Origin of the sequence: Reyranella sp., from assembly GCF_030651995.1 — a bacterium.
GTDB lineage: Bacteria > Pseudomonadota > Alphaproteobacteria > Reyranellales > Reyranellaceae > Reyranella.
Map to the genome: position 1 here is coordinate 1 of NZ_JAUSBN010000070.1, position 13,216 is coordinate 13,216.

13 protein-coding genes are annotated in these 13,216 nt (G+C 66.4%); 5 read left to right on the forward strand and 8 right to left on the reverse strand.

The window, feature by feature from the left end; translation table 11 throughout:
• The 4 genes from leuD to Q7V45_RS21700 form a co-directional block, all read right to left on the reverse strand.
• Window positions 1-501, reverse strand: a 501-nt coding sequence (leuD, locus tag Q7V45_RS21685) for a 3-isopropylmalate dehydratase small subunit (RefSeq protein ID WP_304855993.1), incomplete at its 3' end; no start/stop codon positions are given.
• A gap of 247 nt (window positions 502-748) precedes the next feature.
• On the reverse strand, window positions 749-2,143 hold the full coding sequence (leuC, locus tag Q7V45_RS21690; protein WP_304855995.1) for a 3-isopropylmalate dehydratase large subunit: 1,395 nt from the start codon (window positions 2,141-2,143) through the stop codon (window positions 749-751).
• Between the two features lie 46 nt (window positions 2,144-2,189).
• A complete protein-coding gene (locus tag Q7V45_RS21695; RefSeq protein WP_304855996.1) occupies window positions 2,190-3,416 on the reverse strand; it encodes a tetratricopeptide repeat protein in 1,227 nt (408 codons plus the stop codon).
• A gap of 141 nt (window positions 3,417-3,557) precedes the next feature.
• Window positions 3,558-3,761 (reverse strand): DUF1127 domain-containing protein, encoded by a 204-nt coding sequence (locus Q7V45_RS21700; RefSeq protein ID WP_304855998.1) that lies wholly within the window; start codon window positions 3,759-3,761, stop codon window positions 3,558-3,560.
• 116 nt (window positions 3,762-3,877) lie between these two features.
• Here Q7V45_RS21700 and Q7V45_RS21705 point away from each other — a divergent pair, with 116 nt between their 5' ends.
• Window positions 3,878-4,780 (forward strand): transcriptional regulator GcvA, encoded by a 903-nt coding sequence (locus Q7V45_RS21705; RefSeq protein WP_304856000.1) that lies wholly within the window; start codon window positions 3,878-3,880, stop codon window positions 4,778-4,780.
• Here Q7V45_RS21705 and Q7V45_RS21710 read toward each other — a convergent pair whose 3' ends face one another.
• Window positions 4,781-5,932 carry a hypothetical protein gene (locus Q7V45_RS21710; RefSeq protein WP_304856001.1) on the reverse strand — a complete coding sequence of 384 codons (1,152 nt, stop codon included), beginning with the start codon at window positions 5,930-5,932 and terminating at the stop codon, window positions 4,781-4,783.
• A gap of 67 nt (window positions 5,933-5,999) precedes the next feature.
• Between Q7V45_RS21710 and Q7V45_RS21715 the strand changes: the two genes are divergently transcribed.
• From Q7V45_RS21715 to Q7V45_RS21730, 4 genes are all read left to right on the forward strand, one after another.
• Window positions 6,000-6,740, forward strand: coding sequence for a GntR family transcriptional regulator (locus tag Q7V45_RS21715; protein WP_304856003.1), 741 nt, complete (start codon window positions 6,000-6,002; stop codon window positions 6,738-6,740).
• Between the two features lie 44 nt (window positions 6,741-6,784).
• Entirely contained in the window at window positions 6,785-7,840 is a 1,056-nt protein-coding gene (locus Q7V45_RS21720; RefSeq protein ID WP_304856005.1) for an LLM class flavin-dependent oxidoreductase, read from the forward strand.
• 91 nt (window positions 7,841-7,931) lie between these two features.
• Window positions 7,932-8,555, forward strand: coding sequence for an MSMEG_1061 family FMN-dependent PPOX-type flavoprotein (locus tag Q7V45_RS21725; protein ID WP_304856007.1), 624 nt, complete (start codon window positions 7,932-7,934; stop codon window positions 8,553-8,555).
• Window positions 8,556-8,578: 23 nt separating this feature from the next.
• The gene (locus tag Q7V45_RS21730; RefSeq protein ID WP_304856009.1) at window positions 8,579-10,534 is read left to right on the forward strand and encodes an adenylate/guanylate cyclase domain-containing protein; all 1,956 of its coding nucleotides are present in this window, start codon (window positions 8,579-8,581) and stop codon (window positions 10,532-10,534) included.
• Here the strand turns inward: Q7V45_RS21730 and Q7V45_RS21735 are convergent.
• From Q7V45_RS21735 to Q7V45_RS21745, 3 genes are all read right to left on the reverse strand, one after another.
• Window positions 10,523-11,563, reverse strand: coding sequence for a fatty acid desaturase (locus Q7V45_RS21735; RefSeq protein ID WP_304856010.1), 1,041 nt, complete (start codon window positions 11,561-11,563; stop codon window positions 10,523-10,525). The two genes, Q7V45_RS21730 and Q7V45_RS21735, sit on opposite strands and share 12 nt — an antisense overlap.
• A gap of 115 nt (window positions 11,564-11,678) precedes the next feature.
• On the reverse strand, window positions 11,679-12,500 hold the full coding sequence (locus Q7V45_RS21740; protein WP_304856011.1) for an NYN domain-containing protein: 822 nt from the start codon (window positions 12,498-12,500) through the stop codon (window positions 11,679-11,681).
• A 17-nt stretch (window positions 12,501-12,517) separates the two neighbouring features.
• Entirely contained in the window at window positions 12,518-13,186 is a 669-nt protein-coding gene (locus Q7V45_RS21745; protein ID WP_304856013.1) for an aspartate/glutamate racemase family protein, read from the reverse strand.
• Between the last annotated feature and the right edge of the window lie 30 nt (window positions 13,187-13,216).

Genomic DNA, 13,216 nt, shown 5'->3' on the forward strand with positions numbered 1-13,216 from the left:
GCGCGCGTCGACCTGAAAGGGAATGGTGCGGCCGGTCGGCGAGATCACCTGGCAGTTCTCGAGGTCGACGGTGATGCGGGCATTGCCGGGCGAGGCCTTCATCTCGTCGGCGAGCTGCTCGATCTCGTGGATCGGCAGCGCCACCGGCAGCAGGCCGTTCTGGAAGCAGTTGTTGTTGAAGATGTCGCCGAAGTAGGGCGCGATCACCGCTTTGATGCCCATGCCCTTCAGAGCCCACACTGCGCCCTCGCGGCTCGAGCCGCAGCCGAAATTCTCCCGGCTGAGGATGATCGGCGCGTCGCGATAGGGCGTCTGGTTGAAGATGCAGTCCGGGTCCTCGCTGCCGTCGGGCCTGAAGCGGATCTGCTCGAAGGCATAGGGCCCAAGTCCCTCTCGCGTCACGTTGTCGACCAGCCGCTCGATGCGGATGATCAGGTCGGTGTCGACGTTCTGGCGCATCAGCGGCGTGGCGACGCCTGTCACCTTGGTGAACTTGTCCATCCTGAGTCTCCTCCTCCCACCTCATCCGCAGAGTCTGACTCGAAACGAATGCAGCTAGAACAACCGGCCATGAACAGGCCCGATAACCTCACCCTGAGGAGCATCGCGTAGCGATGCGTCTCGAAGGGTGGGAACGCGTACCTTGCCTGTTGCCCATCCTTCGAGACGCGGCCTGCGGCCGCTCCTCAGGATGAGGTAAGTGCTTGAATCGATTCATTTCCAGTCAGCCTCAGGGTGAGGTCTTTCGCTAGATCTTCCTGACGTCGGCGATGGCGCCCTTGATGGCGGCGGCAGCGGCCATGGCCGGGCTCGCCAAATGGGTGCGCGCGCCCGGGCCCTGGCGGCCGACGAAGTTGCGGTTGGAGGTCGAGACGCTGCGCTTGCCGGGCGGCACCCGCTCGCCATTGGAGGCGAGGCACATCGAGCAGCCGGGCTCGCGCCATTCGAAGCCGGCATCGAGGAACACGCGGTCGAGGCCCTCGGACTCGGCTTCGGCCTTGATGCGCACGGAGCCCGGCACGATCCAGGCGGTCACGTGATCGGCCTTGTGCCGGCCCTTCACGATCTCGGCGGCGGCGCGCAGGTCGGAGATTCGGCTGTTGGTGCAGGAGCCGATGAACACCCAGTCGACCGGGGTGCCCTCGATCGGCTTGCCGGGCTCGAGCCCCTGGTACTGGAGCGCGGCTTCCCAGGCGCCGCGCTTCTCCTCCGGACCGGTGCGCGGGTCGGGGATGGCGCGGTCGACCGCGATGACATGCTCGGGGCTGGTGCCCCAGGTGATCTGCGGCGCGACGTTCTTCATGTCGATCGTGTGCTCGCGATCGAACTCGGCGTCCGGATCGGTCGGCAGGGTGCGCCAGTGCGCGACCGCGCGGTCCCACATCGCGCCCTTCGGCGCATAGTCGCGGCCGGCGAGATATTCGTAGGTCGTGTCGTCGGGCGCCACCATGCCGGTGCGCGCGCCCATCTCGATGGTGAGGTTGCAGAGCGTGAGGCGCGCCTCGACCGGCAGCGCCCGCACCGCCGAGCCCGCATACTCGACCGAGTAGCCCGTACCGGCGGCGGTGCCGAGTTCGCCGATCAGGTGAAGGATCATGTCCTTGGCCGTGACGCCCGGCATCAGCTTGCCTTCGAAGCGGGCGCGCATCCGCTTCGGCCTGCGCTGCACCATCGTTTGCGTCGCGATCACATGCACCAGCTCGGACGAGCCGATGCCGAAGGCCAGCGCGCCCATGCCGCCATGTGTGGAGGTATGGCTGTCGCCGCAGACGAGGGTCGTGCCGGGAAGCGTCAGCCCCTGTTCGGGACCCATCACGTGAACGATGCCCTGCCCGTCCTGGCCGAGGTCGAACAGCTTGATGCCGTAGGCGCTGGTCGTCTCGCGCATCGATTTGATCAGCGGCAGGCCCGGCGGATGGGTGTGCTCGGTGCGGCCGGGCTTGGTCGACATGGTGTGATCGGGCGTACCGTAGATCAGCCGCGGCTGCACCGGCGGGTAGCCCTTGTCGATGGCTTCCTTCAGCGCCTTGCCGCCCGACATGTCATGGAGCAGCAGGCGATCGATGTGCAGCAGCACGAAGCCGTTGCCGAGATCGCTGATGACGTGGCTGTCCCAGATCTTGTCGAACAGGGTCTTGCCCATGGGGTTGGCCTCTGGGGGGTTGGGGTGATCCGCCGGGAGGCGGATATCAGCACCCGGCGAGCCGCGCCGCCAGTCCTTCGCGATCATCGTCGCGCAGCAGTTCCGCTGACGCATACCACGGCGATACTCCGAGGTTCGGTCCCCAGAGCCAGTCTGCAGTATGGGGCACCAGGACCACCGTCGCGATACCGAGCGCCGCCGCGGCATGAACGGGCCAGGTGTCGTCGCCCACGACGAGACGACAGGTCTGGATCGCGTCCGGCGTGCGCACGAGATCGAGACCGGCAAGGCCAGTGGGCGGCTCGGCGGCAGTGAACCAGCCGATGCGCGAAGAGGGTTCGGGCGTGCGGCTCAGCGTGGCCGGCGGCGGCAGTGCGTCGCGCGTCCAGTTCAGCAGAAGCGGCAGGCTGCGCAGCGGGGCGGCAGCCACGAACCCGTCGAGCGGCTCGCCGCGACGCACGGTCGGGCCGTCGAACCAGTCGGCGAGGGTCGCACTGCATTGCACGACGGCCTCGATGCCGCGCGCCAGCATCACGGTATCACGCAGGGCCGCGTCGCTCTCGATGTCGGCCTGCTCGGGGTAGAGCAGCAGCCGGCCCTGCAGCGGTTCACCCTGCCAGCGCGGCAGATCAGGCGCGTAGCGCTCGCCCGGAATCTCGAGCCGAGCTTCGTGATCGTCGAGCCCGCGCCACCAGTCGCCCTGGCGCAACATCAGCTCGCCGCGCCGCAGCCTGAGACGCGGATCGTCGGGTTGGCTCACCAGCGCCGTTTCGAGATCGGCGAGGGCGCCGGCCCATTCGCCGCGCGCGGCCAGCAGCTCCGCCCGCGCGCTCAGCGCCGGCAGCAGCCGGTGGTCGATCGACAGAGCGAGATCGTAGGCGCGCTCGGCTTCCTCGGTCCGGCCCAGCGCTTCGAGGGTGCGCCCGGTATTGTGGGAGATGGCGGCGTCGTCCGGCTTGAGTCTCGCCGCCTTGGCGAGCGCGGCCAGCGCCTGCTCGTGCCGACCGAGCTGCGTCAGGCAGCCCGCGAGGTTGGTCTGCGCGGCGACATCGCGCGGCAGGAACTGCGCGGCACGCTCCAGCGGCTCGCGCGCCTCAGCGAAACGGCCGAGCTTCAGTCGTACCTGGCCCAGCAGATGCAGCGCCTGTCCCATGTTGGGCCGCGCCTCGACGATGCGGGCGAACATCTCTTCGGCCGACGCGAAATCGCCGGCCGCCGCGCGCTGAAGCGCATCGCGGCCGAGGGACTGGATCTGTTGGTCGGTGAGCGGCACGCGGCGGCTCTAGCAGAGCCGTGCCGGCTGGCAAAGAAAAAGCCGGCGGTCGCAAGGGAGGCTGGAGCGACCGCCGGCCAGGTACCGGAGTGGGATGATCCCGCGCAGGGTAAGGAACGGGGACCCCTCCGGATTCGGATGTCAGCTGCGCCAGAAGGGCTTGTTCGCCTCGAACTGGACGTCGGTCGGGCTGATCCCCAGATCCCGCATCGTCCGGTAGTCCAGGTTGACGAGCTCGCGGCGCTGCCTGGCCCGCTCGCGCCAGGTGGCGAGGATCTGGCGGAAGGCGGTCAAGGTGCCGGCCAGCGGGGCCTGCGAGGAATAGTGGAGGGATATGTTGGCCATGGGACTGCTCCCGAAAAGGTTGAGTTCTGTTGGAGCCGATGTGCGCTCCGGGGCCCCCCTTTACAAACGACCCTTTGTCCTGTTTTGATTAAATTAGCTCATGTGAAGGACGTGCGATGAAACGATCCCTGCCGCCACTCAATGGTCTGCGCGCCTTCGAGGCTGCCGCACGCCATATGAGTTTTACTGATGCTGCAGCGGAATTGAGCGTCACGCAGGCCGCGATCAGCCATCAGGTGCGCGGGCTGGAACAGCGACTCGGATTAAAATTGTTCGTGCGGCGCAATCGCTCGCTGCTGCTGTCCGAGGCCGGCCAGGCCTATCTTCCCTCGGTACGTGCGGCCTTCGACCAGCTGAACGAGGCGACCGAGAAGCTGCTGCAGAAGGACAAGGGCGGCCACCTCACGGTGACGACCACCGCGTCGTTCGCCATGAAATGGCTGGTGCCCCGGCTGGGCGGCTTTCAACGCGCCAACACCGAGATCGACGTGCGCATTTCGACCGGCACCGGGCTGGTCGATTTCTCGCGCGAGGATGTCGACATCGGCATCCGCTATGGCCGCGGCCAGTGGCCGAACCTGATGGCCGAGCGGTTGGTTGCCGAGGACGTCATGCCGGTGTGCGCGCCCTCGTTGCTCAAGGGGCCGAACGGCCTGAAGAAACCGGTCGACCTCAAGCGCTTCACCCTGCTCCATATCGGCAGCTTCCCGGACGACTGGCAGGTCTGGCTGACCGCCGCCGGTGTGAAGGGTATCGACGCTTCGCGCGGCGTTTCCTTCGACTTTCCGTTGGCGGCCTACCAGGCGGCGATGGACGGGCTGGGGGTGGCGGTCGGGCGCAATCCCCTGGTCGAGCCCGACCTCAAGGCTGGTCGTCTGGTCGTGCCCTTCGAGTTCAAGCGCTCCTCGGACTTCGCCTACTATCTGGTCTATCCGCCCGAGGCGATCCGGCGGCGCAAGATCAAGGCGTTCCGCGACTGGATCGTCTCCCTGTCCGATGTGGCGCAGCAGGCGGAGTGATCACACCCAGGCATCGTCGAGGTGCACACCCAGCAGGCTCTTGCCCTGGATTTCGACGTTCACGTCGAAATCGAGCATCGCGTGATGTGACGCGGTGTTCATGTCGCGAAAGAAGACCTGCATGACATGGCTGTCGTGCGCCGCGCCCGCACCCGCGCCCTCGAAGAGCCTGTTGCAGGCACGCCGGCACAGCTCGGTGGCGTAGGCCGCATTCCAGCGGATTTGCGCCCGCTTCGCCGCGGGCATCGGCGGATCGCGCAGCATCGCCTCCTCGAGGAGATCGCAGTTCTGCCGCGTCAGCGCCCAGGCGCAGGAGATTTCCACGCTGGCCTCCGCGACCCTCCGCTGCACGCCGGCGTTCTCGGCCTTCATCGCGCCGGTGTAGACGTCGCGTCGACCGCGGGTCTTGTCGATGAAGAGCTGCAATCCACGCTCGGCCATGCCCACGATCGTGCCGAGCAGCATGGTCGCCAGGGTCGGGCGGATCGGAAGCCGATAAAGGGGGATGTCGATTCCCGGGACGGTGCCCTGCTGAGCCTCGAGCATGGGGACCGCGTAGCGCTCCGGGATGAAGACGTTGTCGAGAACGATGTCCTTGGAACCGGTTCCGCGCATGCCGAGGGTGAACCAGGTGTCGTCGATGACGGCGTCCTTCTTGGGCATCACCACGATCAGGGAAGGGCAGGAGGCGCCCGCTTCGTTGCGGAGTCCCTTGCAGCCCACCAGGACCCATTCGCCATGGTCGGCCCCGCTGGCATAGGGCCAGCGGCCGTTGAGGATGTAGCCGCCATCGGCGCGCTGGCAGGTGCCGCGAAGCGACGGCACGCCCGGAATCAGCATGCCGGGATGGCCGCCGAAGATTTCGTCCTGGCCCTGGGAGGGCAGGCGGCCGGCGATGAAGGTGTGGGCGGCGCACACCATCAGGACCCATGAGGCCGCCGTGCTGCCTTGGGCGATCGTCCGCTCGGCTTCCACCAGGGCCCGGACCGGCAGTTCGTAACCGCCATAAGCGGCAGGGGCCACGATGCGGGTGACTCCGGATTGATGCAGCAGGTCCACCGCGCGAGCGCTGAGCTGCCGGTTGGCCTCCGACTCGGCCTCGGTGTCCTTCAGCGCCTCCACGATCTTCAGCGCGTTGCCCGCGTCGTACATGGCGTCCTCCACAGACCCGTTGAGTGTTCGTTATGTTCAAATATACTAGCATGTTAGTATATAGACCATGCGAACATCCCTCAACGTGCTTCTCCCCGACGCGCCCGAAGCGCTGTGGCAGGGCGCCCCCCGGCTGCACGATCTGGCGTACGCGTATTTGAAGGGCCTGCTGCTCGGCGGGGGCCTGGATCCCGGTGACCAGATTTCGTCCGAAGGGGTCGGTCGCGTCCTGTCGATCAGTCGCGCTCCGGTTGCCGACGCGATCCGCCGTCTCACGGTCGAAGGCCTGCTGGAGATACGACCCCAGGTTGGCTGCCGCGTGGTCTGCCCGGTCCCCGCCGAGGTGCGGGACCTGTACGAGGTTTTCGGCGCGACCGAGGGCGTCATCGCTCGACTGGCGGCCGAGCGGCGATCGGCCGATGACGCCGAGGTCTTCGGGCGTCGATGCGCGGCGCTGGCCTCGACGGCGGGACTGCCCGATGACCCGGCCGCCCGGTTCGTGGAGCTTCGGCAGAGAAACCGACGGCGCTATGAACTTCTGCACGAACTCGCCCGCTCGCCCCGCAGTGTCGGGATCGCCGAATCCTTCTGGGACCAGAGCGACTTCCTCATCCGGGTGGCGTTCGGCCATCGCGACCTGCCGTCCTTCGTCAGGGCCGGGCACGCCGCGTTCGTTTCGGCCGTGGTTGCCGGCGATGGTCCGGCAGCCGAGCATGAGACCCGGCGCTATCTGGTTCGCCTGGGGCGGCATGTTGCCAAGCTGCTGGAGCAGCCTGCCCAACCGACCGCCGTCAGCCACCCAGCGTAGAGTTCACGCGTCGCGACGAACCAAGTCCTGTCCGGAGAAACGCCATGCAATTCGGTTACTTCACGCTGTCCGACAACCGCTATCCGAACAATCCGCGCTCGGCCGAGTCCTTCATCAAGGACATCTATGCCGAGGCGTTGTGGGCCGAGCAGGTCGGGCTGAACTCGGCCTGGATCGGCGAGCATCATTTCAACCTGCTGGGCGTCAACGCCTCGCCGCTGGCGATGCTGGCGCAGCTGGCGGGCGCCACGACGAAGCTGCGGCTGGCGCCGGCCGTGACCCTGCTGCCGGTCCACCATCCGCTGCATGTCGCCGAGGAATGGGCGACGCTCGATCTCCTGTCGGGCGGCCGGGTCGATTTCGCCGCCGGCCGCGGCTACGACCGCAAGGAGTACGATCCGTTCCAGATGCCCTTCGACGAGTCCGCCGAGCTGTTCGCCGAGGGGCTGGAGATCGTGTGGCGCGCCTGGACCGAGCCCGGCAAGTGGTCCCACAAGGGCCGCTTCTACGAATTCAACGACGTCGAGGTCCGCCCGAAGCCGGCGCAGAGCCCGCTCAGGCCCTACGTGGCCTGCTTTTCGCGGCCCTCGATGGAGCTGGCGGCAAAGAACGACTGGAATGTGATCTACGCTCCCTTTGCGGCGGCCATGGTCTACGGGTCGCTGGCCGATGCGGTGCGGGTCTATCGCGAGACCTGCGAGACCGGCTTCAAGCGGCCGATGCGGCGGGCCATGTGCTCCTACTTCGTGCACATCGCCTCGACTCCGGAGGAGGAGCGCTACGGCAAGGAAGCGCTGGTCCGCTACTTCCAGGATGCGCTGATCGCGGCCTTTCCCTCGTCGTCGGGCGAGAAGGTGCCGCCGACCTACAAATATTTCGTCGAGATCGTGAACATCCTGCGCGACATGCGGCCGGAGAAGCTGACCGACAAGTCGATCCTGTGCGGCAGCCCGCAGCATATCGTCGACACCCTGAAGCAGGTCGAGGCGGCCGGCGTCGCCGAGGTCATCCTCTACTTCAACTACGGACAGAAGCCGCATGCGATGGTGAAGGAGCAGATGCAGCGCTTCATGCTGGAGGTGGCGCCGCACTTCGCCTGACGTAGCCGGGAGAGCCCCCACCGCCGGCGAGGTTGCAAGTCGTTCGCAGGTGACGGATGTTGCGGCCAACGCGTTTCGAAGGAGTTGTCTCATGGCCCGCATCAGCACGAAGGAAGCGCTGCGACGCATCATTGCCGAGCCGCGGCCGGCGACCCGCGTCAAGATCCTGGACGCGCTGGACGAGCAATCGATCGAGTTCCTGAAACGCTGCCCCTTCGCCCTGGTCGGCACGACGTCGGCGGACGGGACGGTCGAAGTCTCTCCCAAGGGCGACGAGCCGGGGTTCATCCGGGTCGAGGATCCGAAGACGCTTCTGATTCCCGAGCGGGTCGGCAACAATCTGGCCTTCGGCCTGAACAACATCATCGACACCGGCGAGATCGGCATCATCGCGTTGGTCCCGGCGACCGGGGAGACGCTGCGCATCTCCGGCACGGCGGAGATCCACGACGACCCCGACCTCGTGGCATCGCTCAGCTCGCTGGGCAAGCCGGCGCTGCTCGCGACCCGCGTCCGCATCAAGCATTGCTACTTCCACTGCGCCCGCTCAATCGTGCGCGCCAAGCTGTGGGACCCGAAGGCGTGGCCGGCGCCCGGCCGCATCTCGTTCGGCAAGATCATCGCACCGCGCATCGGCGAGAGCGAAGCCGTCGCGGCGCAGATCGATGCCAATGTCGAGGGCGCTTACACGACGCGTCTATGGCAAAACACATGATCGGCTGAGGGACCGGCCCTTCGATGAAGCGCCAGGTCGGTCTGTTCCTCCTCGTGGTCCTGGTCGCCGTCAGCCTGGGCTCGACGATCGTCGCTTCGCTCGCCATGTACCATCTGGTGTCGAGGCTGCAGGACGAGGAGCTGCATCGCATCGAGGCCAGTCTCAGCCAGCGCTTCGACGTCTTCGAGACGATGCTGCGCAGCGAGAACGAGCGCAACACGGCGGTCATGGCGAAGGTGCTGCCGCAGATCGAGGTGGATGTTGATCGCAACGGTCGCGATCCGGCCGGCCTGACGGTCGACGAGCTCAACGAACTCGCGGCGCGGTACGGCGTCCAGCACATCTATTTCATCAACCGCGACCACAAGGTCTTCAACACCAACCTTGCCTCCGACAGGGGCCTGGTGTTTCCGAAGGGGCCCTTCACGGACTTTCTCGATTCGGTGTTCGGCAAGGGCAGGGCGATGAGCGGCGGGATCGACCTGTCGTCGGTGACGGGCACCCTGCGCACCTACACCTATTACGGTCCGCCCGGTAAGGACTACCTCATCGAAGCCTCCACCGAGGTGCGCACGACGCTGAAGCAGGGCGACTTCGGCTGGATGAGCCGCTATTTCTTCGAGGACTATTTTTCCGATGCCGTCCGGTCGAACGCCTATGTGGCCGATGTCGACGTGTACCTGGTCAACGACTCGGGGACCTGGTCGCTGATCCGGCCCGGCGAGAAGCTCGATCCCATCCGTGCCGCCGAGATCCTGAGGGAGGGTCGCCTCCAGGTGCCCGACGCCTCCGGCCATCGCGTCACGACCTACAGCCGCTACAACAGGGCAGACACGATCAACGACGAAAGGCCGATGATGATCGTGCGCAAGGTCACCTACGACCTGGCGCTCGCCCGGGAGGCCGTGGTGCACGTGTTCGTGAGTTCGATGGTCCTGGTCGCGCTCGCCTTGCCGCTGATCTACTGGATCGCCTCGCGCCTGCTGCAGCACCGGATCATCGATCCGATCCTGAATTTGCGCGGCGAGGCCGGCGCCATCGCCGGCGGCGACCTCGATCATGCGATCGCCGACACCGACCGGCGCGACGAGATCGGGCATCTTGCCCGAAGCTTCTCCTCGATGCGGGATTCGGTGCGGTCGCGGATCAACGACCTCCGGGAGACCAACCTGGCGATCGAGCGGTTCGTGCCGCAGGCCTTCCTGGCGAAGATCGGCAAGCCGAACATCGTGTCGGTCGCGCTGGGCGACAACAAGCGCGAGCACATGACCGTCATGTTCTCCGATATCCGCAACTTCACGGCGCTGTCGGAGACGATGACGCCGGACGAGAACTTCGCGTTCATCAACGCCTATCTCGAGCATGTGGGGCCGGTGATCCGCGACCATGGCGGCTTCATCGACAAGTATATCGGCGACGCGATCATGGCCCTGTTCGAAACGGCTGACGACGGCGTGCGGGCCGGTCTGGCCATGCTGGACGCGCTGGATCGTTTCAACGAGGGCCGGGCCGCGCAGGGGCTGGTCCCGGTTGCCATCGGCACCGGACTCAACACCGGCTCGCTGATGATGGGTACGATCGGCGAGCTGCATCGCATGGACGGCACCGTGATCTCCGATGCGGTCAACCTTGCGGCGCGCATCGAGAGCCTGACCAAGGTCTATCGTGTCCGCATGCTGATCTCGCAGTACACCTACGATCATCTGGCGGATCCCGCTGCCTACGCGATCCGTCCGCTCGATGTCGTGGTGGTCAGGGGCAAGACCCGACCGGTGGTGCTGTTCGAGGTGTTCGATCGCGACCCGCCGCCGGAACGCGAGTCCAAGCTCAGGACACGCGAGCCGTTGCTGCGCGGGGTCGAAGCCCTGCTCCGCCATGACATCGCGGCGGCGCGCACCCACTTCGAGGACTGCCTCGCGCTGGCGCCGGCCGATCCGGCGGCCACCAACCTGCTGAAGAGCTGTCCCTCAGATGCGTGAGGCGCGGGCCTCGCGGAAGGATACGAGGCGACGCTGCGTCTCGTCCCACAGGACCAGGCGCACGCAGCGGAAACTCTGGATCAGGGTCAGGCGCCCGACATCGCGCAGCTCGGGATGGTCGCGCAGCACGTGCGGCAGCCGGTAGTAGGGGATGCGGCTGCTGAGATGATGGACGTGATGGATGCCGATGTTGGCGGTGAACCAGCGCAGGAAGGCCGGCAGATCATAGTGCGAGCTGCCGTGCAGCGCGGCCTCGTGCAGGTTCCAGTCGGGATCGTTGTCCCACTTCGTGTGCTCGAACTGGTGCTGGACGAAGAACAGCCAGACGCCCACCGAGGCGGAGAGCAGCAGCACCGGAAGGTGGATCAGCAGGAAGGCCTTGATGCCGACCAGCCAGATGAGCAGGCCGGCCACGAGAACGATCGCCAGATTGTTCGCCATGGTGCTGATCCACGGCCGCCAGCCATCGCGCATCAGGCCGATCGGAAGGCGATGCTGGACGATGAACAGATAGGCCGGTCCGAGACCGAACATGACCAGCGGATGGCGATAGAGACGATAGCGCAGCCGGCCCCACATCGAGCGGGCGCGGTATTCCTCGACCGTCAGCGTGTCGACGTCTCCGAGGCCGCGCTTGTCGAGATTGCCTGTGCTGGCATGATGGGTCGCATGCGTGCGGCGCCACACCTCGTAAGGTGTCAGCGTGAGGACGCTGGCGATGCGCCCGATCCAGTCGTTTGCCGAGCGTTGGCGGAAGAAGGCGCCATGTCCGCAATCGTGCTGGATCGCGAACAGCCGCACCATGAAGGCGCCGGCCGCGAAGGCCAGCGGCAGCGCCAGCCAGTAGCCGATGTCGAGCGTCGCCCAGGCCAGCGCCCACAACGCGATCAACGGCACCACCGTGACGGCGATCTCGAAAATGCTGCGGCTGTTGCTGGGCTGTCGATAGCGCGACAGGATCTGGGCCCAGGTGCGGGCGGCTTTCGCCACGTGCGCGCGCGGGCCGGCAGCTTCCGGAGGGGTGCTCAAACGAGTGGATTTCCTTGAGAAGAGGAGCGGGCGTCGGCAACCGCAAATCGGGCTTAGGGGGCGGTCTGGGCAAAAGCAACGAGCGAAGTGGCCCAGCGCTGCGAATCTTTAGCGACTAAGCCGATTGTGACCGTGGCGCAGCGGAAACGGCTCCTCTGCCTCGTCCCCTGCCGCGGCTGCGACTGCGGGCGGGGGCGCTTTCCGCAGGAGGCTGAGGCGGCTTGGCACGAATCCGCACGGTCCGTCCGTCCGGCTGTTCCATGTCGAAGGCGCCGGTCTTGCGGATCAGGTCGCTGAGCTTGCGAAAGCCGTAGGTGCGCGGGTCGAAGTCCGAGGCGATGTTGGCGAGGCGCTGGCCGACCGCGCCGAGGCTCACCCAACCGTCTTCCGTCTCCATCTGCGCGATCGCCTTCGTCAGGAACGGAAGGGCGGCGCTGGCAGGCTGCAGGGAATTTGCAGGTGCATCCTCGCCGGGCGCGGTCACCGCGGCTTCGGGCAGGAGATTCTCGGTGTAGATGAATCGGCGGCAGGCCTGTCGGAAGCTTTCGGGCGTCTTCTGCGCGCCGAAGCCATAGACGTCGGCCCCCTCCTCGCGCAGACGGGATGCAAGTCGTGTGAAGTCGCTGTCGGAAGAGACGAGACAGAAGCCGTCGAACCGCCGGCTGTGCAGCAGGTCCATGGCATCGATCACGAGCGCGATGTCGGAAGCGTTCTTGCCCGACGTGTAGGCGAACTGCTGATAGGGGTCGATCGCGTATTTCTGCAGGATTTCGGCCCATGACTTGAGGCGCGTGCTCGAGAAGTCGCCGTAGATGCGGCGCACGCTGGCCTCGCCGAACTTGGCGATCTCCTCGAACAGGCCGGCGGCGATGCGCGGCGAGGTGTTGTCGGCGTCGATCAGGACGGCGAAGCGGCGGGGGCGGGTGTCTTCGGCCATGTGGATGCTCCGGGCTGTCAGGCGGCCGATGTGGCGTAGATCGCGTCGACATGGATGTCAGCGCAGTCGATGACGGGAAAGCCGGGGTCGTGTCCGGCGAAGGCCAGGAACAGGTCGGTGCCGCCCAGCATGATCGCTTCGGCGCCACGCGCGCAAAGCGCGCGACCGGCCTCGAAGAAGACCTGCCGTTGGGCCTCGGTCACGTGTCCGATCGTCGCCATGGCGACGTAATTGTCGTGGACGAGATCGAGCGCGGCACCTTCCGTCGGGACGACCTCCACCGAGGGGATGCCGCCATAGAGTTTCGATTCCATGACAGTGCGGGTTCCCAGGATGCCGATCTTCCTGAACCGTCCCCTGGCCAGCGCGGCGTCGACCGCCGGGATGGCATTGAGAACGGGAAGCGGCGAGATCGCCATGAGCTCTTTCACGCAGAAATGGCCGCCCATCGAGGTGATGGCGGCGGCCTGTGCGCCGGCCGCTTTCAGGCGCCCGACGAGCCCGGCGAAGATTTCAGCCTGTCTCTTCGGATTCCCGCCGACGAGGTTGCGGCTCATCTCCCGCACGTCGGCATGCACCATGGTGAGGTCGAGCGGGAGGCCGCCGGCGACGTGCCGGTCGATCAGGCCTCGATAGTAGAAGTCGGTGGCGGCCGGTCCTATGCCGGCAATGAGTCCGATATGCATGGGCGACTGTCCCCGATCCGCCACCACGCG